Genomic DNA, 22,626 nt, shown 5'->3' with positions numbered 1-22,626 from the left:
TGTCCAGGCGGTGACGTCGGGGCAGACGTCAGATAGCGCTATGGAACGTCCCGGCGTTCCGGGCCGGCATCAGCCGGGCAGGACGGCTTCGATGGCGTCGATGACCTCGGGCGCGTCCGGCACCGTAGTGGGCCGGAAGCGGTTCACCACGGCGCCACCGGGGGCCAGCAGGAACTTCTCGAAGTTCCACTGCACGTCGCCGGCGGCGCCCTCGGCGTCGGCCGTCTGGGTCAGCTCGGCATACAGCGGGTGGCGGTCCTCACCGTTGACGTCGGTCTTGGCCAGCAACGGAAACGTCACCCCGTAGGTGGTCGAGCAGAAGGTCTGGATCTCCTCGGCCGTGCCGGGCTCTTGACCCAGGAACTGGTTGCAGGGCACGCCCAGCACGGTCAGGCCGCGGTCGCCGTAGTCCTGGGCGAGCTTCTCCAGCGCCGCGTACTGCGGGGTGAGCCCGCATTTGGACGCGACGTTGACCACGAGAACTGCGCGGTCGGCGTATTCGGCCAGCGAGGTGGGACGGCCGTCAAGGGTGGTCAGCGGGATTTCGGCGAGGCTCATGGCCGCGACGTTACCCGCAGCCGACTACCGCCAGCAGCCAGGCGTAGGAGAACGCGATCTCTTTCCAGCGTTCGTAGCGACCGGAGATTCCGCCGTGGCCGGCATTCATCTCGGTTTTCAGCAGCACCGGGTTGGCGTCGGTCTTGGTGTGCCGCAGTGCCGCGACCCATTTCGCCGGCTCGACGTAGTACACCCGGGTGTCGTTCAGCGAGGTCATCGCCAGTATCGGCGGGTAGTCGCGGCGGGCGATGTTCTCATATGGCGAGTAGGACTTCATGTAGAAGTAGACGTCCTTGTCGTCCAACGGGTTTCCCCACTCGTCCCACTCGATGACGGTCAACGGCAGCGACGGGTCCAGCATGGTGGTCAGCGGGTCGACGAAGGGCACCTGCGCCACCACCCCGGCGAACAGCTCCGGCGCCAGGTTGGTCACCGCCCCCATCAGCAGCCCGCCGGCACTGCCGCCCATCGCCGCCAGCCGCCCGGGTCGGCAGACCCCCGCGTCGATCAGGTGACGGCCCACCGCGACGAAGTCGGTGAAGCTGTTCTTCTTCTCGAGCAGCTTGCCGTGCTCGTACCACAGCCGGCCCATCTCACCGCCGCCGCGAACGTGGGCCACCGCGAACACCATCCCCCGGTCCAGCAGCGACAACCGAGCGATGGAGAACTGCGGGTCCTCGCACGACTCGTAGGCGCCGTAACCGTAAAGCAGTGTGGGTGCGGGGAGTTCGGTATCGGCTCCGCGCACGATCGACACCGGGATCCGGGTGCCGTCCTGCGCGTAGGCCCAGTCGCGGTATTCGACGTAGTCGCTGCTGCGGTATTCGCCCAGCACCGGCTGTTCGCGCAGCAGGGTGCGCTCACCGGTCGCCAGGTCGATGTCGTAGACCCGCACCGGGGTGATGAACGACGTCGCACCCACCCGCAACCTGGGGGCGTCCCAGTTCGGGTTGCTGGCCAGACCCGACGACGTCAGCTCGGTGTCGAAGGTGATCTCCTGCGGCGGCTGGAGAGCACCGTCAGCGCCGATCGGCCACAGCTGGATGCGGGGCAGGCCCGCGGCGCGGTACCCGACCACCAGATGGCGCGCGAAGGCGTCCACCGCGTCGAGCCGCACGTCGTCGCGTCCGGCGATCAGCGTCTGCTGCGCGGCCGGGTCGCTCGCCTGGGCCACCGGAACGTGCACCAGCGTGAAGTTGACGGCACCGTCGTTGTGCAGCAGCAGGAATTGGTCCTGGCCGCCGATGACGGCGTGCTCTACGGCGTATTCGACGCCCTCGCGGCGGGGCAGCACCACCGTGAACTCCGCGTGCGGGTCGGCCGCGTCGGCGTAACGCACTTCGGTGGTGATCGACGAACCAGCCGCGATCAGGATGTAAGTGTCGCTGCGCGTGCGGCCCACCGACAACCAGAATCGTTCGTCGGCCTCGTGGTAGACCCGCTCGTCAGACGCTGCGGAAGTGCCGATTCGATGGCGCCACACGGTGTCTGGACGCCACGATTCGTCGACGGTTGTGTAGTAGACAGTCTGGTTGTCGGTCGCCCACGTCACCCCGGCGCCGATCCCGGCGATCTCGTCGGGGAGCAGTTCCCCGGTGGACAGGTCCTTGAACCGCAGGGTGTAGCGCTCGTCGCCGACGACATCGACGGAGTACGCCAGGATGCGGCTGTCCGGGCTGACGCTGGCGGCGCCGAGGGCGAAGAAGTCGTGCCCCTGCGCCTCGGCGTTCTGGTCGAGCAGCACCTGCTCGCCGGCGATCTCCGTGCCCTCGTCGAGCTGCGGCGGGTCCCAGTCATCGGGGCTGCTGATCGGGCAGCGGCAGTGGACGCCGTACTGCTTACCCTCGAAGGTGCGCGCGTAGTACCACCAGTCGCCGCGACGGGTCGGCACCGACAGGTCGGTCTCCTTGGTGCGGGCCTTGATCTCGTCGAAAATGGCCTGGCGCAAGGGTTCCAGATGGGCGGTGGCGGCTTCGGTGTAGGCGTTCTCGGCCTCCAGGTGGGCGATCACCGCCGGATCCGACTTGTCGCGCAGCCATTCATAGGCGTCGACGAAGACGTCCTCGTGGTGCGTGCGAGTGGTCTCGACCCGCTTAGCCGCGGGTGGGTCTGGAAGATCTTGTGACACGCCGATCATGCTCCGGGGCCGAACCAGTCATCGAAGGACAGGCCTGAGATACGTTCGTAGGCCTCAATATAGCGAGCGCGGGTCGCGGCGATGATGTCGTCCGGCAACGGCGGGGGCGGCTGATCACCGGCCCGGTCCCAACCCGATTCCGGACTCGTCAGCCAGTTGCGGACGAACTGCTTGTCGTAACTCTGCTGCACCTCTCCGGCCCGGTAATGGTCGGCCGGCCAGTACCGCGACGAGTCGGGGGTGAACACCTCGTCGGCGAGCACCAGGTTGTCGTGTTCGTCGATGCCGAACTCGAACTTGGTGTCAGCGATGATGATTCCCTTGGTCAGCGCGTGATCGGCCGCCTGCACATACGTGGTCAGGGTGCGGTCGCGCAGCTGCCCGGCGCGCACCGGACCCACCAGGTCGATCACCTGCGCGAACGAGATGTTCTCGTCATGCTCGCCGATCTCGGCCTTGGTCGCGGGCGTGAACAGCGGGTTGAGGAACTTGCTGGCTTCCACCAGCCCGGGCGGCAACGGGATGCCGCACACGGCGCCGCTGCGCTGGTAGTCCAACAGGCCCGAGCCGGTGAGGTAGCCGCGGGCCACGCACTCCACCGGCATCATCTTCAGCTGGCGCACGACCAGCGCGCGGCCGAGCACCTCATCGGGGATGCGCGGGTCGTCGGGCGGCCCGGCCAGGTGGTTGGGGGCCTCGACGAGGTCGAAGAAGAAGACACTCATCGCGGTCAGGATGCGTCCCTTGTCCGGGATCTCGCTGTCGAGGATGTAGTCGAACGCCGAAATCCGGTCGGTCGCGACGAACAGCAGATGCCGTTCATCGATCCGGTAGAGTTCGCGGACTTTGCCGCTGGCCAGGTGCTGGTAATCGGAGAGCGCGGGTCGCGGCATTGCGTCAGCCTACTGGGCGGGGCGCGGCCGACCCCAAGTCCCCGCCGCGGGCCACATGTCGCTTACAGTGAATCGTCAGCGTTTTCATATCTTGTGTATAGCTGCGACGTCCCCGAGGTGGCCGCCCGATGATGAACGAACACACCGCCGGCACGCGCCCGCCTCGGCGCAACGGTCGCGCCCGGCTGACCGGCGCGCTCGCGGCAGCCGGGATGACGTTCGGCCTCGGGCTGGCGCCGACGATCGCCCCGGCCGCGCACGCCGAATTCGAAGTCGATTTCTTCGAGCAGTTCCTGACCACCATCTTCGAGGACTGGGGCGAGGCGCTGGGGGCATCGAATGCCACCACCTTCGACCTCGCGCAGTGGTTCCAGCAAGAGATCTATCTGCCCATTCACAACGGAATCGACCAGTGGCTGGACACCGCGGCCGGCCAACAGGTCGCCGATTTCATCAACGGGTTCGGCTCGTATGTGATCGGTGACGGTGCCGCAGGAGTCGAAGACCGCCCCGACGGCGGCGCCGCCGGCTGGCTGTTCGGCGACGGCGGGGCCGGTTGGGACAGCGACCAAGCCGGCGTCGCGGGCGGCGCCGGCGGCGCGGCAGGCCTTTTCGGCAACGGCGGGGCAGGCGGTGACGGCGGGGCGCAGGCGGCCGGCGGCGCAGGCGGACAAGGCGGCTGGTTGCTGGGCAACGGCGGCGTGGGCGGCGTCGGCGGCGAAGGCGGCTACGGCGGCGACGGCGGCGACGCCATCGGCCTGTTCGGCGCCGGGGGCCACGGCGGGGACGCCGGCGACGGCATCAGCATCATGGCCAGTCCCGGCTTCCCGCGCCCGGCTCTGGGCGGGGCGGGCGGCAACCCCGGCCTGTTCGGGACCCACGGCTCGGTCGGAGCCTTCGGCACGTTGGACAGCGGTCCGCCGATCGGCAGCGGCGCCTTCAGCACGGCCGGCACCTGGCTCACCGACGCCGACGGCCGGGTGCTGATCCTGCACGGGGTCAACGAGGTCTACAAGTACGCGCCGTTCAGTCCGGAGGCCAACCACTTCGACGCGGACGATGCCGCCTACCTGGCCGCCAACGGCATCAACGCCGTCCGGGTCGGGGTCATCTGGGCGGCGGTGGAGCCCAACCCCGGTGAGATCGACTACGGGTATCTCGCGTCGATCAAGGGCACCGTCGACCTGCTCGGCTCGTACGGCATCGTCAGCGTCATCGACCTGCATCAGGACCTGTACAGCGACACCATCACCGGGATCGGCGACGGGGCGCCGGCCTGGGCGGTGCAGACCGGGGACGCGGTCAACATCAACTACGGGTGGCCGTGGAATTATCCGCTCAACGCCGCCGTGAACCACGCCTGGGACGCGTTCTGGACCAACTCCGCCGCTCCCGACGGGATCGGCCTGCAGAACCATTACGCCGGGATGTATCAGGCCGTGGCCGGCTACCTCAGCGGCAATCCCCATGTCGCCGGCTACGAGCTGATGAACGAGCCCTGGCCGGGTTCGGGCTATCTGTCGACCGCACTCGGCAATCCGTTCTTCGACACCCAGCAGTTGTCGCCGTTCTACGAGCAGGTGACGGCCGCGATCCGCTCCGTGGACCCCAGCACCCCGGTGATCTTCGGTTCCAACACCTTGTTCGGCAACCTGCCGGTGCCCACCCATGTGATCCCGCCGGATGACCCGAACGCGATCTTCGCCTTCCACAGCTACTGCCCGTGGTACGAGGTCTTGGGCAGCGACTTCGGCTGCGGCGCATACGACGGCTTCATCATGGAGCAGGCCGCCGCCTACTCGCAGGAACACAACGTGCCGGCGCTGCTCACCGAGTTCGGCAACACCACCAATCCCGGCGTCATCAGCGGCGCCACCGGCGGCGCCAACCAGTACGGCTTCGGCTGGCTTTTCTGGGATTACAACAATGTCCTGGTCCGTGACATGGCGCAGCCGCCCGTCGGCGACAACGTGGCAACCGATGCGGTGAACGCGCTGGCCGCGCCCTACCCACAGGCTGTGGCCGGAATCCCGGGGACCTGGTCGTTCAACGACGGCACCTTCGCGTTCAACTACTCCACCGCGATGGCCGACGGCTCAGGGCAGTTCGGCGCGGGGGCGCACACCACCATCTCGGTGCCCAGCAGTCTCTATCCGGACGGCTACCACGCGGTGGTCACCGGCGGCCAGGTCGTATCGGCCGCGAACGCCCCGGTGCTGGTGATCGCCGCCGATTCCGGTGCGGCCACCGTCACGGTGACGGTCACGCCCAACAGCTGACGTCGCAACGCCCGCCGGAGAGGCGTCAGGTGTGTTGGGATCGAAACATGACGTCCCGGTTGCTGCCCTATGCCACCTCCCCCGGCCGCCTGCTGGCCCAGCTGCTGAGCGACCTCGTCGTTGCGGCATGGACTTTTGTCTGGGTGATGATCGCGCTGGCGGTGCACGGCGCGGTGACCACGATCGCCGGGGTGGGGCAGCAGTTCGAGCGCGGCGCCAATGGCGTGGCCGACAGCTTGACGTCGGCCGGCAAGAGCGCGGACCGTATTCCGCTGGTGGGCGACGCCGTGAGCAAACCGCTCACCGCGGCGGGGCATGCGGCAGTCGACATCGCCGGGGCCGGACACAATCTGAACACCACCGCCGGGTGGTTGGCCTACGTGCTCGCCTTCGCTGTCGCGGCGCCGCCAATTCTGGCGGTGACGATGCCGTGGCTGGCTCTGCGGCTGCGCTTCTTCCTGCGCAAGCGGGCGGTGCTGGGCCTGTACTCGAACCCGGCCGGTCAGCAGCTTCTGGCGCTGCGCGCGTTGACCAATCGCCCCTTGGGGAAGCTGACCGCGATCAGCCCCGACCCCGCCGGGGCCTGGCGACACGCAGACCCCGCGGTGATCGGGGGCCTGGCCGCACTTGAGCTGCACGCTGCGGGCCTGGCCCGGCGATCTCGGCGCAGTCGGACGACCTGACCGACCGGGATCACCGCCGCAGTTCCACCACCATGTGCCGCATCCCGGTGTGCCGGCTGCTGCGCGTCCACTCCACCGGCGCCACCACCGCCAATTCGCCGAACCGGCCGAGCAGCTCCTCGTAGAGCACCCGCAGCTCCAGGCGCGCCAGGTGGGCCCCCAGGCAGAAGTGTGCGCCATGACCGAACCCGATGTGCGGGTTGGGTTTACGGGTGATGTCGAACTCGTCGGCGCGGTCGAAGACCGCCGGGTCCCGGTTGGCTGAGCCCTCCCACACCAGTACCTTCTGGCCGGCCTCGACGGTCTGCCCGCCCAGCACTGCGCGCCGAGTTGCGGTGCGCCGTTTGGACGGAGCCGGTGAGGTCCAGCGCAGAATCTCCTCGATGGCAGTGGGTAACAGATCGAAATCGCTACGCAGCAAACGATATTGGTCGGGGTACTCAGACAGCGCCAGCAGCCCGCCGGCGATGGCGTTGCGGGTGGTCTCGGCCCCGGCGCTGAACAGCAACTGGAAGAACAGATACACCTCGAGATCGCTCAGCTCCGGGTCGGTCGAGTTCGCCACCACCGAGAGCATGTCGTCAGCGGGCTGGGCGCGCTTGGCCGCGATCAACTCCCGCCCGAAGGTGTAGACCCGGTTGCCGGCATCCTCGATCGACAGGCGCGACACCTCCGCCTTGCGCGAGCCGCGGAAGTCGAAGCTGGGCTCGATCGCCTCGAAGAGCCAGTGCCGGTCGGCCTCGGGAACGCCCAACAGGATGCAGATCATCTGCATCGGCACCTCGGCGGCGATGTCGACCAGGAAATCAAAGGGCACCCCGGGCTCGACTTCGTCGACCAGTACCCGCGCCCGGTGCCGCAGATCGGTCTCGACGCGGCGGATCATGCGCGGGGTCAGTCCGGAGCTGACCAGTCGCCGGACCTGTGCGTGCCGCGGATCGTCCATCATGTTCAACAGCTGGCCCGCGATCGGCAGGTCCTGCAGCACCGTGCCGCCGAACGGCCGGTCGCCGCCGGTGACCGACGAATAGGTCTGCGCATCGCGCAGCACTTCGAGGGTCTCGGCGTGCGTGGCCACCGACCAAAATCCTTCGCCGTCCGGAGTGTGGGCGGTCGGCTCGTGCCAGAACACCGGGGCGACGCGGCGGTGCAGCGCGAACAGCTCGTGCGGGAAGCCGTCGGCGAAGTTGTCCAGATCGGTGAAGTCGATGCTCGCGAGCTCCTGGACGTCCATGACGGCTACAGGATCGCGCCCGGGCTGTAGGCAGCCCCCGCCGGAAACCGTTCGGCGAGTTCGGCCACCTCGGCCGCCACCCGGTCAACCTGGTCGGCGGCCGCCCCGGTGAATGCCTGCCGGTCGGCGATGGCCGCATCCAGCGCGGCCCGGTCCAGCGGCAGCCGTTCGTCGGCGGCCAGCCGGTCCAGCAGGTCGGGTTCGGCACCCCGCTCGCGCATCGCCAGCGCCACGGCCACCGCGTGCTCCTTGATCACCTCGTGGGCGGCTTCTCGGCCCACGCCGGCACGCACCGCGGCGATCAACACTTTGGTGGTGGCCAAGAACGGCAGGTAGCGGTCCAGCTCGCGGGTGATCACCGCCGGGTAGGCCCCGAACTCGTCGAGCACGGTCAAGAAGGTTTCGGTCTGTCCGTCGATGGCGAAGAAGGCGTCGGGCAATGCGACGCGACGCACCACCGAACAGAAGACGTCGCCCTCGTTCCACTGCGCGCCGGCCAGCTCGGCAGCCATCGAGGCATAGCCGCGCAACACCACCTGCAGGCCGTTGACCCGCTCGCAGCTGCGGGTGTTCATCTTGTGCGGCATCGCCGAGGAGCCCACCTGGCCCGGCGCGAATCCTTCGGTGACCAATTCGTGGCCGGCCATCAGCCGGATGGTCTGGGCCAGTGAGGACGGGCCGGCGCCCAGTTGCACCAGGGCCGAGACCACGTCGTGGTCCAGCGATCGGGGGTACACCTGTCCCACGCTGGTCAGCACCGCCGAGAACCCGAGGAATTCGGCGACTCGGCGCTCCAGCTCGCTCAGTTTGGCGGTGTCGCCGTCGAACAGATCCAGCATGTCCTGGGCGGTGCCCATGGGCCCCTTGATGCCACGCAGCGGGTAGCGCTCGATCAGCTCACGCACTCGCTGCAGCGCGATCAGGGTTTCCTCGGCAGCCGAGGCGAACCGCTTCCCCAGCGTGGTGGCCTGCGCGGCGACGTTGTGGCTGCGTCCGGCCATCACCAGGTCGCGGTAGACCACCGCGTGGCTGACCAGGCGCGCGGCGACCGCGACCCCGTGGTCGTGGACGAGCTGCAGGGACTGGCGGATCTGCAGCTGTTCCACGTTTTCGGTCAGGTCCCGGCTGGTCATGCCCTTGTGGATGTGCTCGTGACCGGCGAGGGCGTTGAACTCCTCGATCCGGGCCTTGACGTCGTGGCGCGTCACCCGCTCGCGGGCCGCGATCGAGGCCAGGTCGACCTCACCGAGGACAGCCTCGTAGTCGGCGATCGCCTGCGCGGGCACGGGCACACCCAGCTCAGATTGGGCGCGCAGCACCGCCAGCCACAGCCGGCGCTCGGCAACGATCTTTGCCTGCGGCGACCAGATATCTGTCATGGCGGTGCTGGCGTAACGGTTGGCCAGCACATTGGGGATGCTCACGAGTAGCTACCTTACGGTCGTGCGCTCCGGCGGATTCTGCCTGGCCTGGGCGGCAGGTACGCGCCGGCGTTGTGCCCTACAGCGCGTGCAGGATGTCTTCGACGCGGTCTTTGGCGTCACCGAACAACATGGCGGAGTTCTGCCGGAAGAACAGTGGGTTCTGCACGCCCGCGTAGCCCGAGGCCATGGAGCGCTTGAAGACGATCACATGGTCGGCTTCCCACACCGTCAGCACCGGCATCCCGGCGATCGGGCTGTTCGGGTCTTCGGCGGCGGCCGGGTTGACGGTGTCGTTGGCGCCGATCACCAGGACCACCGACGTGTCGGCGAAGTCGTCGTTGATCTCGTCCATCTCCAGGACGATGTCGTAGGGCACCTTGGCCTCGGCCAGCAGCACATTCATATGGCCGGGCAGCCGGCCGGCCACCGGGTGGATGCCGAAGCGCACGTTGACGCCGCGGTCCCGCAGCTTGCGGGTCAGTTCGGCGACCCCGTACTGGGCCTGCGCGACAGCCATGCCGTAGCCGGGGGTGATGATCACCGAGTCGGCGCCGCCCAACAGCTCGGCCACCCCTTCGGCGGTGATCTCGCGGTGCTCGCCGTAGTCCTTGTCGTCGGCCGGGCCGGCTTCGATCCCGAACCCACCGGCGATCACCGAGATGAACGAACGATTCATCGCCTTGCACATGATGTAGGACAGGTAGGCACCCGAGGAGCCGACCAGCGCGCCGGTGATGATCAACAGGTCGTTGGAGAGCAGGAAGCCCGAGGCGGCCGCCGCCCAGCCGGAGTAGCTGTTGAGCATCGAGACCACCACCGGCATGTCGCCGCCGCCGATCGAGGCCACCAGGTGCCAGCCCAAGGCCAGCGCCAGCACGGTGACGGCGATCAGGAGCCACAGCTGCGGCTCGTGGACGAACCACACCGTCAGCGCGACGAAGGCGACCAGCGCGCCGACGTTGAGGAAGTTCTTGCCCGGCAACATCAGCGGGTTGGACTTCATCCGCGCCGACAGTTTGAGGTTGGCCACGATCGAGCCGGTGAAGGTGACCGCGCCGATGAAGACGCCGATGAACACCTCGGCCGAGTGGATGCCGAGCAGTCCGGACGCCGCCAGCTCGCGGGCGTCAGCACCGTTCGGGCTGTTCTCGATGTGCAGGTAGCCGTTCCAACCGACCAGCACGGCGGCCAGGCCCACGAACGAGTGCAGCAACGCGATCAGCTCCGGCATGCCGGTCATCTCAACGACCTTGGCGCGCCACAACCCGATCGCCGCACCCACCACGGTGGCCCCGATCAGCAGCGCCAGGCCGGCCGGATTGATGTCGTGATGAACCGCCAAGGTGATTGTCGCGGCCAGCGCCACCGCCATCCCGAAGATGCCGAAGCTGTTGCCGACCTTCGACGTCTCATGCTTGCTCAGCCCGGCCAGCGCCAGGATGAACAGCAAGGCCGCGACGATGTATGCCGCCGACGCGGCGGTCTCAACTGAAAACATTAGCGGGGTCTACTCCAAGTCGGGGTGCGCAGCGCCTAGCTGCGGGAGAACATGGCGAGCATGCGGCGGGTCACCGCAAAACCACCGAAGATGTTGATGCTGGCGAGCAGGATCGCCGCGGCGGCCAAACTCGTGATGGCAGGGTCGTCATGGCCGATCTGCAGCAGCGCGCCCACCACGATGATTCCCGAGATCGCATTGGTCACCGACATCAGCGGCGTGTGCAGCGCGTGGTGCACATGCCCGATCACGTAGTAGCCGATCACGATGGCCAGCGCAAAGACCGTCAGGTGCACCTGCAGCGCCGCGGGTGCCATCGCGACCAGCGCGAACAGCACGGCCGCCGCAGACACCACCACGCCCAGCCGGCGTCCGGCCGACATCGGTTCTTTGTTCGCCTGCGCGCCTACCGGCGCTTCGGCGGCCTTGGCCGGTGCGGCCGAAACCTGCACCGGCGGCGGGGGCCACGTCGACTCGCCGTCGCGCACCACCGTCATCGAGCGCTGCACCACGTCGTCGAAGTCCAGCACCAGCCGGCCGTCCTTGCCGGGTGTCATCAACTTCATCAGGTTCACCAGGTTGGTGCCGTAGAGCTGGGATGCCTGGGCGGGCAGCCGGCCGGCCAGGTCGGTGTATCCGATGATCGTCACCCCGTTCTCGGTGACGACGGCCTGGTCCTTGACGGTGCCCTCGACGTTGCCGCCGTTGGCCGCGGCCATATCGACGATCACGCTGCCCGGCTTCATCGACGCCACCATGTCGGCGGTGATGATCCGCGGCGCGGGCTTACCCGGGATGAGCGCGGTGGTGACGATGATGTCGACGTCGGCGCACTGGTCGGCGTAGAGCTGGGCTTCCCGGGCCTTGTAGTCGTCGCTCATCTCTTTGGCGTAGCCGGTGGCCGACACCTCGGCCTCGCTCGATTCGATCGACAGGTACTCCCCGCCGAGCGAGCGGACCTGGTCGGCCACCTCGGGACGCGGGTCGGTGGCCCGCACGACGGCCCCGAGGCTGCCCGCCGCGCCGATCGCGGCCAAGCCCGCCACCCCGGCACCCACCACCAGCACCTTGGCCGGCGGGACCTTGCCGGCGGCGGTCACCTGGCCCGTGAAGAACCGGCCGAAGACGTGGGCGGCCTCGATCACGGCCCGGTAGCCGGCGATGTTGGCCATGGAGCTCAGCACGTCGAGCGACTGCGCGCGCGAGATTCGGGGGACGGCGTCCATCGACAGCGCTGTGATGGGCCGGCGGGCCAGATCTTCCACCCGGTCCGGATTCAGGGCCGGCGCCAACAGGCTGATCAGCGTCGCGCCCGGCTTCATCCCGTCAAGCTGCTCGGTCGAGGGGGCGTTGACACCGAAGACTATGTCGGCGGTGCGTGCATCGCCGATGGCGGCGCCGGCCTCGGTGTAGGCCTCGTCGGCAAAGGACGAGGCTTCGCCGGCCCCGGAATCCACGACAACGTCGTAACCGAGCTTGATCAGTGCAGCGACTGTCGTCGGCGTCGCCGACACCCGCGTCTCACCGGGCTGCGCCTCGGCTAGGACACCGATATTCATGACGTGGCTCTCCACCTTCGCATCTCTCCGCCATCTTCGGGCGGCCGATTCCCCTTGTTAACTGGAGGTTACAAAAATCTGACAAAAATGATCGCCGCAGCATACCGCGCAGCCGAATCAGGCCGACACCGCGCGCTGATCCAGTGGAGCGAGCATGTCGATGACGTCGATGACGGCGGCCCGGGCGGCCGCCCGCGGCCCCTGCAGGTCGTCGACGAGCGCCGCCATCACCGCGCCGTCGACCATGCAGACCAGGGAATAGGCCGTCTCGACGCGCGCGATCCGTCCGGAGCGTTCGACGGCTTCGGTGACCGCATCGGACCGTTGATGCAGGAGACGACGCTGAATGTCGCGCAGCGCCGGGTGGCGAGAGCACACGATGTAACGCTCGTAGCGGGAGATGAGCTGCTCGGCGATCTGTTCGTCACCCTGCTCGCCCACCAGCAGCTCCACCAGAATGTCCGCGGTGGTCTCGGCGCTGCGGCGGCGCCGGGACAGCTCTGCGATGCGGGCACGCAGTTGCGCGACCTCCAACATCCCGATGTGTTCCACCGCGTGAGCGATGAGGTCTTCCAGTGATGAGAAGTAATAGGTTGTCGACGCCAGCGGCAGACCGGCTCGTTGCGCCACGGCGCGGTGGCGCACCGCATCGAAGCCCCCCTCACGCAGCAGTTCGGCGGCGGCGCTGATCAGCGCATACCGCCGCCGCTCGCCCTTGGGCGTCACTGCTGTCATCACGCCTAGTGATGCTGCCAGCCCGGATAGCACCGCATCATGGGTTTGAGTCTTTTCGGCCAAACGGCACCCCGCTGGCATGATGACCGCCATGCCCGAGTTGAGCCGAAGAGCCGTGCTGCGCGCCGGGGCCATGCTGGGCACGGCGGGCGCGCTGGGAGCGAATGCACTACGTGCAGCGCGGCCCACGCAGGCCGCCCCGCCGCAGGGCGCCCCCACCATGACGACGGGCTCGTTCACCTCGGCGGCGCGCGGGGGAATCACCACCAACTGGGCGATCGCCCGGCCGCCCGGTCAGACCGCGGCATTGCGCCCGTTGATCGCGCTGCACGGCAAGGGAAGCGACGCCGCAACCGTGATGGCCGGTGGCGTCGAGCAGGGTCTGGCCGAAGCCGTCGACGCCGGGCTGCCGCCCTTTGCGGTGGTAGCGGTCGACGGCGGCGGAAGCTACTGGCATCGGCGCGCCTCCGGGGAGGATTCGGGGGCAATGGTGACCGACGAGCTGTTGCCGCTGCTGGCAGAGCAGGGCCTGGACACCTCGCGGGTGGGATTCATCGGCTGGTCCATGGGCGGCTACGGGGCGCTACTGCTGGGCGGCCGACTCGGCCCGCAGCGAACCGCGGCGATCTGCGCGGTCAGCCCCGCACTGTGGCTGACGTCCGGCGCGACGGCGCCGGGCGCGTTCGATGGCGCATCGGACTTCGCGGCCAACTCCGTTTTCGGAATGCCCGCCTTGGACTCGATTCCCATCCGAGTGGACTGCGGAAACGACGACCCGTTCTATTCGGCGACGCAGGCTTTTATCGCCCAGCTGCCCAACCCTCCGGCGGGCGGATTCTCTCCCGGCGGGCATGACGGCTCATATTGGAGTTCTCAGCAGCCGGCCGAGTTGGTTTGGATCGCTCCGCTGCTGACCGCCTAATCGTTCTTCAGTCTTTCGAACACCGCCGGGCTGAAAAACGCCTGGATGGCCGCTGTATACGGCTACCGCGAATCTGGGTCTCTGTCCCGAATTTCGGCCGCAATGTCTCCTAAATGGTCGGTTTTGTCCGATATTTGAGCCAAATAAAAACCTTGTGTGACGAAGAACACTCGCTGTACGGTCAAAAAGTACTCACTGGTAACTCATCTGATTCTGAGTGCCGTTAAACGCCAGTCCAACCGACCAATTGGAAGGCATGTGATGACAAATCGACGACTTCAGACAGCCGCGGTCGCGGCCACCGCCGGCGGTGGGCTGATCAGCGCCGCACTGATGCAGGCCGCACTGGGTGCTGCCGCCCCCAGCGACAGCGCGTTCACCATCGATGGGACCGTCTTCGACCCCATCACCTCCTCGGGCGCGCAGGGCTTCGACCCGGTCGGCCCGCTGAGCCTGGCTCCGCCGCTGCTGGGCCTCGGCGGCGGATCGGTGAGCCTCGGGTCCACCGGCTTGAACCTCGCCCCGCAGACCTTCGAGTTGTACAACGGCACCGAATCGCTCGGCAGCATCAGCACCAACCAAACCGTCGCGAACCTGCTGGGACTGTCCAACACCGCCTTCACCGTTCTGGACACCACCGCGGCCGACGGGGTCGAGGCCTCGGCGCTGCCCGTGACGGGAACGGTCTATGACGTACTCAACCTGGGCAACGGCTTCTACAACGTCTATGTCGCCACCCCGGGCGAGAACGGCACCGTCACCGACACCCTGGTGACGCCGTTCGGCAACACCGACCTGAGCGCCCTGTTCGCCGACATGAACGCCGCCAACCCACTGCAGCCGGGTGACGCGTTCACCCCGCTGCAGGCCGGCGACAGCAGCCTCGGCGAGGACGCCTTCACCATCGGCGGTTTCACGTTCGACCCGTTCAGCACCGGGACGGACGGCACGGTGACCGAGGGCTTCAGCCCGGTCTCCTCGCTCGCCGGCTTACCGCCGCTGCTCAACCTCGGCGGCGGCCAACTGGTGTTCAGCCTCGCCTACCCAGATATCCAGCCACAAGCCTTTGCGCCGCAGGACTTCGACGTCTACGGAAGCGGCGGCAGCGAACTCGGCAGCATCGCGACCGCGGTAGACGTGGCGAATGTGCTGGGCATGACCAACACCCAGTTGATCGTCCAGGGTGTCACTCCCGCCGACGGCGTCGAGGACTCGCAGCTGCCGGTCCTGGGCTCGGTTTACAACGCCTTCAACCTGGGCGGCGGATGGGTGAACGTCTACACGGCGACGCCGGACGTCACCGTTGACGGCACCATCGTTCCCGGGACTGTCCACGACACCCTGGTCACGCCGTTCGGCAACATGAACCTGGACCCGCTGTTCGGCGGCATCAATGCCGCCAACCCCCTCGACCCGGGGGACGCGTTCACCGGACTGCTGGTCAGCGACAGCAGCCTCGGCGACGACGCCTTCAGCCTCGGCGGGTACATCTTCGACCCGACACTCGGCTTGACCGGCTCGGAAGCGGGCTTCAACATCGTGCCCTCGCTGCTCGGCCTCGGGCCGCTGCTGAGCCTCGGCGGCGCGTCGGTGGGAATAGGCGGCGGCACCCCGATCGACTTCGCCCCGCAGGTCTTCACCGTCTACGACGACTCCGGCACGGGCCTCACCGACCTCGGGAGCATCACCACCGGCGTCAATGTGTCAGAACTGCTGGGGATGGCCAACACCGAATTCACCGTGGCGAGCGTCGCCGCTGCCGACGGGGTGGATGCCTCGCTGCTGCCGGAGGCAGGAACGGTCTACGACGTGCTGAACTTCGGCGGAGGATGGCAGAACATCTACATCGCCACACCGGGTGAGGACGGCATCGTCACCGACACCCTGGTGACGCCGTTCGGCAACATCGACCTGAGTTCGATGTTCGACATGTTCTCCGCCGCGAACCCACTCGACCCGGGCGCCGCCTTCAACGGCCTGGACGACGTGGGCGCCATGTTCGACATGGATCCGCTGGCCCTGTTCGGGCTCTGAGCGCGGACTCCGCCAGGGTTACTGGCAGAGCTTGCCCATCGCGGCGATGTGGTTGTCGAGATCGTGGCCCAGCTGCTCACGCTCCTCATTCGGTTGCCCGACAAGGTAACTGAGGTTCAGACGTTCCAGTGCCCCGGCCACCTTCTGGGTGGTTTCCACGATCTCCGGTGCGGCCGCGGGATCGGCGTCGAGCCGTCCGCGCAGATATGCCGCACCCGCGGTCAGCGACAGCCTGGCGTTGGCGGCCACCGCGAGCTGGGCGACCGGATTCTCCGGCTCCGGGTTCTTCAGGTGCATATTGTTGGCCACTGCCTGGCGAGCGAGCACAACCGCGGCGCACATGTCCTTCTTCGCCGCCTCGACCTCCGCACCGCTGAACTTGTCGGAACCGCCCGATGACGAGCTGCCCGGGTGCCACAGGGCGGACACGGCCGCACCACCGATGAGCCCGGCGACCAGTGCCACCGCACCCGCGATCAGCAGGGGGCGCAGGCTCGACTCCGTCGGGGCCGGCGTCGGAGGGGGAGCTGACCGACGCCTCTCCTTGGCGGCGCTTTTCTCTGTGCTCGCGCTTTTCTCTGTGCTCGCACTTTTCTCTGTGCTCGCACTTTTCTCCGTGCCCGCACTTTTCTCGGTGTCCGCCTTTTTCTCCGCACCGGCAGTTTTCGCCGGGGAATCCTGCTCTTCGGATTCGGTGGACTCCGGTTCAGTTTGGTCAGCCATGCCACCAAGGATAGCGGTAGGCCCCCGCCGTCAGATCCGGATCTTGCCCTCGGCGGCCGCCGCTGCGATGTCGCTGCGGAAGTGGCTTCCCGGCAGACGAATTGAATTCAGAATCCGGTAGGCGTCGGCACGCGCGGCATGCAGGTCGTCTCCGACACCCACCACCGACAACACGCGGCCACCGGAGGACACCACAGCCCCATCGTCACGTCGCGCCGTACCGGCGTGCAGTACCCCGTCAGCCTCGGCACCCACGATCACATCACCCACCCGCGGCCGACCAGGGTAGTTCTCCGCGGCCAGCACCACCGTCACCGCCGACGCATCCCGCCAGCGCAACGTGCCGAACTCAACGAGTCCACCGGTTGCGGCGGCGTGCAGCAACTGGCCGAGCGGCGATTCCAACAGCGCCAGCACCGCCTGGGTCTCCGGATCGCCGAAGCGGCAATTGAATTCGACCACCGCCGGCCCCGTCGACGTCATCGCCAGACCGGCATACAGCAATCCGGTGAACCGGCTGCCACGCCGGAGCAGTTCGGCCGCGACGGGCTCGACGACGTCGCGGACGATGCCCGCCACGGCCTCCCGGGACAACCACGGCAGCGGGGCGTAGGCACCCATGCCGCCGGTGTTGGGCCCGCTGTCGCCGTCACCGACCCGCTTGAAGTCCTGTGCCGGAAGCAGTGGCACCACCGTGGCGCCGTCGACGATGCAGAACAGAGACAGTTCGGGACCGTCGAGGAAGGACTCCAGCAGCACCGGGTGCCCGCTGTCGAGCAGACCGGCGGCGTGGGCCCGGGCCGCCTCCCGGTCTGCGGTCACCACGACACCCTTGCCGGCGGCCAGCCCGTCGTCCTTGACCACCCAGGCCGCCTCCCCGGCATCGGGACCGAACCGGGCCAGGGCGGCGTCCAGCTCAGCTGGGCTGTCGACGATCTCCGAGCGGGCGGTGCGCACACCGGCGGCGGCCATCACGTCCTTGGCGAAAGCCTTGGAGCCTTCGATGCGCGCGGCGTCCTGCGACGGTCCGAAACAGGCGATCCCGGCGGCACGCACCGCATCCGCCACGCCCAAGACCAAGGGCACCTCCGGCCCGATCACCACCAGGTCCGCCTCGACCTCGCGGGCCAAAGCGGTGACCGCCGAGGCCGAGGTGATGTCGATGTCTCGCTGCTCGGCGACCGCCGCAGTCCCGGCGTTGCCGGGGGCTATCACGAGGTGCTCGACCTTGGGGTCATTGCGAAGGGCTAGGAGTAACGCATGTTCCCGGGCGCCGGAACCGATCACCAGGACGCGCATGGGCGTCACTCCTTCCTGAGCTTCGCCTCGCTGGGGCATCCGCGGGACGCGAGACACAGGATATAGAGCCCACCGCCTTGGGCGTCGGGAAGGCCGCGGTAGGCATCCCGGCGGTCAGCCGCCGGCCACCATGGTGTGCATTTCCTCGATGGTCCAGGGCGAAAAGCGCTGGTGATCGCGGTATCCGAGCACCGCAGGGACCGCCCGCTCGAAGCGGCCGACAAATCCGCCCGAGGCCAAGAAGAGCGATCCGCTCACCCCGGCAGACAGGTCACTGGCCAGGTAGGCGTAGAGCGGGGCGACGTAATCGGCGGGGGCCGGGTCCAACGAGGCTCGCATACTCATCTCATCCAGCAGACCTCTGGCGTTGAGGTCACGGATGTGCGTCTCGTAGTCATCGCCGGTGGACAACCGTGTCTTCGCGCCCGGACAGACGACGTTCGCCCGCACCCCGTACGGCGCGAGCTCCGCGGCCACCGCCATGGTGAGTCCGTTGACCGCACCCTTTCCGGCCGGATATCCGGTACCGCCGTAGTCGCCGAGAAAGGCCACCGAGCCACTGTTGACGATCGAGCCGCGGCGCTGCTCCACCATGATCGGCGCGGCCGCCCGGCAGGTCTGAAAAGCCGTGCCCACATGTGCGTCGAGCAGGTCCTGGAACTGCTCGGTGGAGACCGACAGGATCGACGAGCCGGGAGGTTCGGCGACTCCGGCGCAGTTGATCAGCACGTCGACGCTGCCGTATTCCTCCCGGCAGGCTTCGACCAGCGCCACGGCGGTCGCCTCGACGTGGGCCGAGCCGGCCAGGCCGACGGCCCGCCCACCCGATGCGGTGATCGCTTCGGTGGTTTCTGCCACCGCGTCAGGGTCCCGGCCGTTGACCACCACTCCGGCACCGCATGCCGCCAGCAGTTCGGCTACCGCTCGACCGATGCCCCGGCTACCGCCGACTACGACGGCGCCCCGCGCGGCGAGCAGGTTCTCGGTCACTCGCCCTTCTGCTTGTCCAGTACGGCTGCGACGTTGGCCCTCTTGTCCTCCGACTTGCCCGCAGCGGCGGCCTTGTTGCGCCTGGCGATCACCTTCTCCACCACGGCGTTCAGCCCGGACCCGAGCGGGAAGCCGACGTAGTGGGTGAGGAAGATGGCCATCTCGCGCAGCTCGTCCTCGCTCAGCTCGCCGTTGTGCAGCGCAGCGTTGACCTGGATCTCGGCCAGGTCCTTCTCCCCCACCGCCGTGACCACCGCAAGCGTCATCAGGCGCTTGTCGCGCATGGAAAGACCCGGCCGGGTCCAGATCCGGCCGAAGAGGTGATCGGCGGTGAGCGCGAAGTACTCGCCCGGCATGTCCGGCATGTCCCAGGCGTAGACCTCATTCATCTTCGCCAACCCGGTTCGGCGCAGTTCGTCCATCAGATCTCTCCTAGTCCTTGGAGTGTGGCACGCCCAGACCGGCGGCCAGTTCGTCGAGTGCCACCTGAGCGAGCGGCAGGTCGACACCGGTGGCCTGTCCCAGCCCCAGTGCGAGGCGAAGGTCTTTCTCCCCGAGCTCGCGGGTGTGGATGAAGGCATCACGCAGAAAGTGGCCTTCGGGCAGCGGACCTGTGGAATCCAGGAACATGATCGCGCCGGGTCCACCGGTGAGCGCATCGGTGTGCCGCACCACCCGACCCAGCGCCTGCAGATCGAGTCCGGCCGCCTCCGCCAGTTTCATGGCTTCGCACGCCGCCGCGTAGGCGGTGAACGTCAGCATGTTGCGAGCCAGCTTCATTCGGGTTCCGGCACCCGGCTCCCCGGCGTGGATCACCACGGACGCCCACTGTTTGAACGCCGGTTTGATCTGCTCGTAGACCGCGCGATCGGCACCGACCATGGTGGCCAGCTGGCCCTTCTCGGCCGCGCCCACGCCACCGCTGACCGGTGCGTCGATGACGTGAATACCCGCCGGCTTAAGTTCCTCGGCCAGCTCAGCAGCCGTGGTGTCGGCGATCGTCGAGTGGATCGCGATGACGGCGCCTCGTTGCACAGTGGGCACCAGTTCGGCGACCACGTCGCGGACCTGGGCGTCATCGAGCACCGTGATGCTGATGAGGTCGGCGTTCGCACCGACCTCGGCGACGCTGCCGGCGACACGTGCTCCGGCCTCGGCCAGCGGCGTCATCGCCTCGGTCCGCAGGTCGAATATCGTTACGCCACTGGGCCAGTCGACCAGACGCTTGGCCATCGGCGCACCCATGTTGCCGAGGCCGATGTAGCCGAGGCGGGGCTGTTGTTCCGGGCTGCTCATGAGCGGATGATCTGTCCGCCGTCGACGTTGAAGATCTGGCCGGTGATCCACGACGCCTGGTCCGACAGCAGGAACAAGCACATCGGGACGAGGTCCTCGGGCGTGCCCATCCGCGCCAACGGCAGTTGCTGCACCATCTGCTTCACGATGGCCTGTGGGGTGGTGACCCGGTTGGCCTCGGTGTCGATCGGCCCGGGCGCGATCGCGTTGATGCGAATGTTGCGCCAGCCCAATTCCCGCGACAGCTGCTGAGTCAGGCTGTTGACCCCGGCCTTGGCCAGACCGTAGAAGTTGGAGTACACCCATGCCGCGGTGGAGGACTGGTTGACGATGGCACCGCCGCCCCGCTGGGCCATGTGCTCGTAGACCGCCCGGGTGCAGATCAGCGCGCCGTCCAGATTCACCCGCATGAAATTCTGGTAGTAGTCCCACGGCACCGTCAGCAGGCCGTCGAGCTTCATCCCGCCGAAGATCGCGGCGTTGTTGACCAGGTAGTCGATGCCGCCGAACTCTGCTACGGCCGCATCCGCCATGGCCTGCGCCGATTCCACGTCGGAGACGTCGACGCGGACCGCGATCGCCTTGCCGCCGTCGGCGACGATCTGCTCAGCCACGGTCTTCGCGCCGTCGATGTTGATGTCAGCGACCACCACCGCGGCACCTTCGGCGGCGAGGGCCTGCGCGTAGGCCTGCCCGATCCCGCCACCAGAGCCGGTGACGATAGCCACCTTGTCGTCGAATTGGCCCATCTGCTTGTTCTCCTTGATCCGGTGATTATCGTCAGTTCGCCGCTGTCGCAATGGCTTTCGTTTCCAGGTACTCCTCGAACCCGGCAACGCCCATCTCTCGTCCATTGCCCGACTGCTTGTATCCGCCGAACGGCATGTCCGCGGAGTACCAGACCCCGCCGTTGACGTTGACCGTGCCGGCCCGCAGTCGAGCCGCCACCCCGGCCGCACGCTCGGCGTCGGCGCCGTAGACCGTGCCGGACAACCCGTAGGGCGAGTCGTTGGCGATGCGCACCGCGTCGTCGTCGCCGTCATGCGGGATCACGGTGAGCACCGGGCCGAAGATCTCCTCACGAGCCACCCGCGCGTCGTTGGTGAGGCCGGCGATCACAGTGGGTTCGATGAAGAACCCGGCGGGCTGGTCGGCGGGGCGGCCGCCACCGCAGGCGAACGTGCCGCCTTCGGCGATCGCCAGATCCAGGTAGCCCTGCACCCGGTCACGCTGGCGCGCCGAGATCACCGGACCGCAGATGGTTCCGGGCTTCGACGGGTCTCCTGGCTTGATCGAGCCCATGGTGGCGGCCGCGATGGCGACCGCCTCGTCGTAGCGGGCCCGGGGCACCACCAGTCGTGTGGTGATCGCGCAGCCCTGTCCGGCATGCAGGCAGACCGAGAACCCCGCCACCGAGCAGGCCGCGGACAGGTCGGCGTCGTCGAGCACCAGGAAGGCCGACTTGCCACCGAGTTCCAAGAACACCTTCTTGATGGTGGCGGCGGCGTCAGCCATCACACTGCGGCCGGTGGCGGTCGAGCCGGTGAACGAAACCAGGTCCACCCGAGGGTCTTTGGCGAGCATGGCACCCAGCGCATGGTCGGTGGAGGTGACGATGTTGACCACGCCCGGCGGAATGTCGGTGTTCTGGGCGATCAATTCGGACAGCACCGCGGCAACCCACGGGGTGTCGGGTGCGGGTTTGAGTACGACGGTGTTGCCGGCGGCCAGTGCGGGGCCCAGCTTGGCCAGGTTGATCTGGTGCGGGAAGTTCCACGGAGTGATGGCGCCGACGACACCCACCGCCTCCCGCACCACCGAACGTCGGGTGGGGATGCCCATCGGCGAGGCCAGGCCGAGATCCTGGGTCCACTCATAATTTTCGGCGGTGTCCGCGGCAAAACTGAGGTCGTTGATCGGGCCTTCCAGCTGGGCGCCGGCGGTCAGCATCCGGGGCGCACCCACATCGGCGATCGTCAGCTCGCGCAACTCCTCGACATGCTCGAGCATCGCGTCACGCAATTGGCGCACACAGCGCACCCGCAGTTCGGTGTTGGTCGACCAGTCGGTCTCGTCGAACGCCCGCCGCGCCGCGGCGATCGCCCGGTCCATGTCGGCGGCATCGGCGTTGGCCGCCTCACCGAGCACCTCTTCGGTGGCCGGATTGATGGTGGCGAAGCGGCCGGCTCCGCCCGAGGTCAGCTTGCCGTCGATAAGCAGCCGGCTCACGCCGTCAGCCAGTAGCGCCATCTTCTCACTCCCGCAGCTTGGTCGCAGTCCCCGTGAAGAAACACTGCGAAAATGGACACATGTCCGCTATCACCGGCTCGAACCCTAGACCCAGAGTTGGCGCCCCCGCAAC

The 22,626-nt window shown here is 67.8% G+C and carries 19 protein-coding genes; 4 read left to right on the top strand and 15 right to left on the bottom strand.

What is annotated here, in order from left to right; genetic code table 11:
- Positions 1–69: 69 nt before the first annotated feature.
- Genes AWC18_RS08815 through AWC18_RS08805 form a run of 3 tightly spaced genes read right to left on the bottom strand, consistent with a single transcriptional unit; the run spans position 70 to position 3,588 of the window.
- Positions 70–558: a glutathione peroxidase gene (locus AWC18_RS08815; protein WP_085138443.1), complete on the bottom strand. Its 489-nt coding sequence runs from the start codon at positions 556–558 to the stop codon at positions 70–72.
- A gap of 10 nt (positions 559–568) precedes the next feature.
- The gene (locus AWC18_RS08810) at positions 569–2,686 is read right to left on the bottom strand and encodes a S9 family peptidase (protein WP_420093322.1); all 2,118 of its coding nucleotides are present in this window, start codon (positions 2,684–2,686) and stop codon (positions 569–571) included.
- A gap of 5 nt (positions 2,687–2,691) precedes the next feature.
- The gene (locus tag AWC18_RS08805) at positions 2,692–3,588 is read right to left on the bottom strand and encodes a phosphoribosylaminoimidazolesuccinocarboxamide synthase (RefSeq protein WP_085138441.1); all 897 of its coding nucleotides are present in this window, start codon (positions 3,586–3,588) and stop codon (positions 2,692–2,694) included.
- A 128-nt stretch (positions 3,589–3,716) separates the two neighbouring features.
- On the opposite strand from AWC18_RS08805, the gene AWC18_RS08800 reads away from it, so the two are divergent.
- Together AWC18_RS08800 and AWC18_RS08795 are read left to right on the top strand one after the other, a co-directional pair.
- Positions 3,717–5,867 (top strand): cellulase family glycosylhydrolase, encoded by a 2,151-nt coding sequence (locus AWC18_RS08800; RefSeq protein ID WP_085138440.1) that lies wholly within the window; start codon positions 3,717–3,719, stop codon positions 5,865–5,867.
- 47 nt (positions 5,868–5,914) lie between these two features.
- A complete protein-coding gene (locus AWC18_RS08795) occupies positions 5,915–6,550 on the top strand; it encodes a hypothetical protein (protein ID WP_085138439.1) in 636 nt (211 codons plus the stop codon).
- A 10-nt stretch (positions 6,551–6,560) separates the two neighbouring features.
- Here the strand turns inward: AWC18_RS08795 and AWC18_RS08790 are convergent, their stop codons facing one another.
- The 5 genes from AWC18_RS08790 to AWC18_RS08770 all read right to left on the bottom strand — a co-directional run bounded on the left by AWC18_RS08790 (position 6,561) and on the right by AWC18_RS08770 (position 13,000).
- Positions 6,561–7,784, bottom strand: a complete 1,224-nt coding sequence (locus AWC18_RS08790; protein ID WP_085138438.1) for a cytochrome P450 — start codon at positions 7,782–7,784, stop codon at positions 6,561–6,563.
- Positions 7,785–7,789: 5 nt separating this feature from the next.
- A complete protein-coding gene (purB, locus tag AWC18_RS08785) occupies positions 7,790–9,208 on the bottom strand; it encodes an adenylosuccinate lyase (RefSeq protein WP_064998135.1) in 1,419 nt (472 codons plus the stop codon).
- A gap of 76 nt (positions 9,209–9,284) precedes the next feature.
- Complete coding sequence (gene pntB / locus AWC18_RS08780; protein WP_085138437.1) at positions 9,285–10,706, bottom strand: Re/Si-specific NAD(P)(+) transhydrogenase subunit beta; 1,422 nt, start codon at positions 10,704–10,706, stop codon at positions 9,285–9,287.
- Positions 10,707–10,741: 35 nt separating this feature from the next.
- Complete coding sequence (locus tag AWC18_RS08775; RefSeq protein WP_085138509.1) at positions 10,742–12,265, bottom strand: Re/Si-specific NAD(P)(+) transhydrogenase subunit alpha; 1,524 nt, start codon at positions 12,263–12,265, stop codon at positions 10,742–10,744.
- A 117-nt stretch (positions 12,266–12,382) separates the two neighbouring features.
- Positions 12,383–13,000 (bottom strand): TetR/AcrR family transcriptional regulator, encoded by a 618-nt coding sequence (locus AWC18_RS08770; protein ID WP_085138436.1) that lies wholly within the window; start codon positions 12,998–13,000, stop codon positions 12,383–12,385.
- A 79-nt stretch (positions 13,001–13,079) separates the two neighbouring features.
- Here AWC18_RS08770 and AWC18_RS08765 point away from each other — a divergent pair, with 79 nt between their 5' ends.
- Together AWC18_RS08765 and AWC18_RS08760 are read left to right on the top strand one after the other, a co-directional pair.
- Complete coding sequence (locus AWC18_RS08765; RefSeq protein WP_085138435.1) at positions 13,080–13,922, top strand: alpha/beta hydrolase-fold protein; 843 nt, start codon at positions 13,080–13,082, stop codon at positions 13,920–13,922.
- Between the two features lie 261 nt (positions 13,923–14,183).
- Entirely contained in the window at positions 14,184–15,956 is a 1,773-nt protein-coding gene (locus tag AWC18_RS08760) for a hypothetical protein (protein WP_085138434.1), read from the top strand.
- 18 nt (positions 15,957–15,974) lie between these two features.
- On the opposite strand, the gene AWC18_RS08755 is transcribed toward AWC18_RS08760, so the two are convergent.
- The 7 genes from AWC18_RS08755 to AWC18_RS08725 all read right to left on the bottom strand — a co-directional run bounded on the left by AWC18_RS08755 (position 15,975) and on the right by AWC18_RS08725 (position 22,514).
- On the bottom strand, positions 15,975–16,421 hold the full coding sequence (locus AWC18_RS08755; protein WP_085138433.1) for a hypothetical protein: 447 nt from the start codon (positions 16,419–16,421) through the stop codon (positions 15,975–15,977).
- 288 nt (positions 16,422–16,709) lie between these two features.
- Positions 16,710–17,978 (bottom strand): phosphoribosylamine--glycine ligase, encoded by a 1,269-nt coding sequence (gene purD / locus AWC18_RS08750; RefSeq protein WP_085138432.1) that lies wholly within the window; start codon positions 17,976–17,978, stop codon positions 16,710–16,712.
- Positions 17,979–18,092: 114 nt separating this feature from the next.
- Complete coding sequence (locus AWC18_RS08745; protein WP_085138431.1) at positions 18,093–18,968, bottom strand: SDR family NAD(P)-dependent oxidoreductase; 876 nt, start codon at positions 18,966–18,968, stop codon at positions 18,093–18,095.
- Positions 18,965–19,390 carry a carboxymuconolactone decarboxylase family protein gene (locus AWC18_RS08740; protein WP_085138430.1) on the bottom strand — a complete coding sequence of 142 codons (426 nt, stop codon included), beginning with the start codon at positions 19,388–19,390 and terminating at the stop codon, positions 18,965–18,967. Before AWC18_RS08740 ends, AWC18_RS08745 begins: the two co-directional genes overlap by 4 nt.
- Before the next feature lie 10 nt (positions 19,391–19,400).
- The gene (locus AWC18_RS08735) at positions 19,401–20,264 is read right to left on the bottom strand and encodes an NAD(P)-dependent oxidoreductase (RefSeq protein ID WP_085138429.1); all 864 of its coding nucleotides are present in this window, start codon (positions 20,262–20,264) and stop codon (positions 19,401–19,403) included.
- Positions 20,261–21,013: an SDR family oxidoreductase gene (locus tag AWC18_RS08730; protein WP_085138428.1), complete on the bottom strand. Its 753-nt coding sequence runs from the start codon at positions 21,011–21,013 to the stop codon at positions 20,261–20,263. The genes AWC18_RS08735 and AWC18_RS08730 overlap by 4 nt, the downstream gene beginning before the upstream one ends.
- 31 nt (positions 21,014–21,044) lie before the next feature.
- Positions 21,045–22,514, bottom strand: a complete 1,470-nt coding sequence (locus AWC18_RS08725) for an aldehyde dehydrogenase (protein ID WP_085138427.1) — start codon at positions 22,512–22,514, stop codon at positions 21,045–21,047.
- Between the last annotated feature and the right edge of the window lie 112 nt (positions 22,515–22,626).

It is taken from the genome of Mycolicibacter nonchromogenicus (genome assembly GCF_002101775.1).
GTDB classification, from domain to species: domain Bacteria; phylum Actinomycetota; class Actinomycetes; order Mycobacteriales; family Mycobacteriaceae; genus Mycobacterium; species Mycobacterium nonchromogenicum.
The sequence above is the reverse complement of the archived record's forward strand: the minus strand, read 5'-3'. Positions and strand labels throughout refer to the sequence as shown.

What these genes read in the sequence shown, in the direction of transcription:
- pntB (WP_085138437.1), bottom strand. Translation starts at nt 10,706, where the DNA reads ATGTTTTCAGTTGAGACCGCCGCGTCGGCGGCATACATCGTCGCGGCC.
- AWC18_RS08740 (WP_085138430.1), bottom strand. Translation starts at nt 19,390, where the DNA reads ATGGACGAACTGCGCCGAACCGGGTTGGCGAAGATGAATGAGGTCTAC.
- AWC18_RS08805 (WP_085138441.1), bottom strand. Translation starts at nt 3,588, where the DNA reads ATGCCGCGACCCGCGCTCTCCGATTACCAGCACCTGGCCAGCGGCAAA.
- AWC18_RS08775 (WP_085138509.1), bottom strand. Translation starts at nt 12,265, where the DNA reads ATGAATATCGGTGTCCTAGCCGAGGCGCAGCCCGGTGAGACGCGGGTG.
- AWC18_RS08795 (WP_085138439.1), top strand. Translation starts at nt 5,915, where the DNA reads ATGACGTCCCGGTTGCTGCCCTATGCCACCTCCCCCGGCCGCCTGCTG.
- AWC18_RS08790 (WP_085138438.1), bottom strand. Translation starts at nt 7,784, where the DNA reads ATGGACGTCCAGGAGCTCGCGAGCATCGACTTCACCGATCTGGACAAC.
- AWC18_RS08735 (WP_085138429.1), bottom strand. Translation starts at nt 20,264, where the DNA reads ATGAGCAGCCCGGAACAACAGCCCCGCCTCGGCTACATCGGCCTCGGC.
- AWC18_RS08765 (WP_085138435.1), top strand. Translation starts at nt 13,080, where the DNA reads ATGATGACCGCCATGCCCGAGTTGAGCCGAAGAGCCGTGCTGCGCGCC.
- AWC18_RS08800 (WP_085138440.1), top strand. Translation starts at nt 3,717, where the DNA reads ATGATGAACGAACACACCGCCGGCACGCGCCCGCCTCGGCGCAACGGT.
- AWC18_RS08725 (WP_085138427.1), bottom strand. Translation starts at nt 22,514, where the DNA reads ATGGCGCTACTGGCTGACGGCGTGAGCCGGCTGCTTATCGACGGCAAG.
- AWC18_RS08730 (WP_085138428.1), bottom strand. Translation starts at nt 21,013, where the DNA reads ATGGGCCAATTCGACGACAAGGTGGCTATCGTCACCGGCTCTGGTGGC.
- purD (WP_085138432.1), bottom strand. Translation starts at nt 17,978, where the DNA reads ATGCGCGTCCTGGTGATCGGTTCCGGCGCCCGGGAACATGCGTTACTC.
- AWC18_RS08770 (WP_085138436.1), bottom strand. Translation starts at nt 13,000, where the DNA reads ATGACAGCAGTGACGCCCAAGGGCGAGCGGCGGCGGTATGCGCTGATC.
- AWC18_RS08815 (WP_085138443.1), bottom strand. Translation starts at nt 558, where the DNA reads ATGAGCCTCGCCGAAATCCCGCTGACCACCCTTGACGGCCGTCCCACC.
- AWC18_RS08760 (WP_085138434.1), top strand. Translation starts at nt 14,184, where the DNA reads ATGACAAATCGACGACTTCAGACAGCCGCGGTCGCGGCCACCGCCGGC.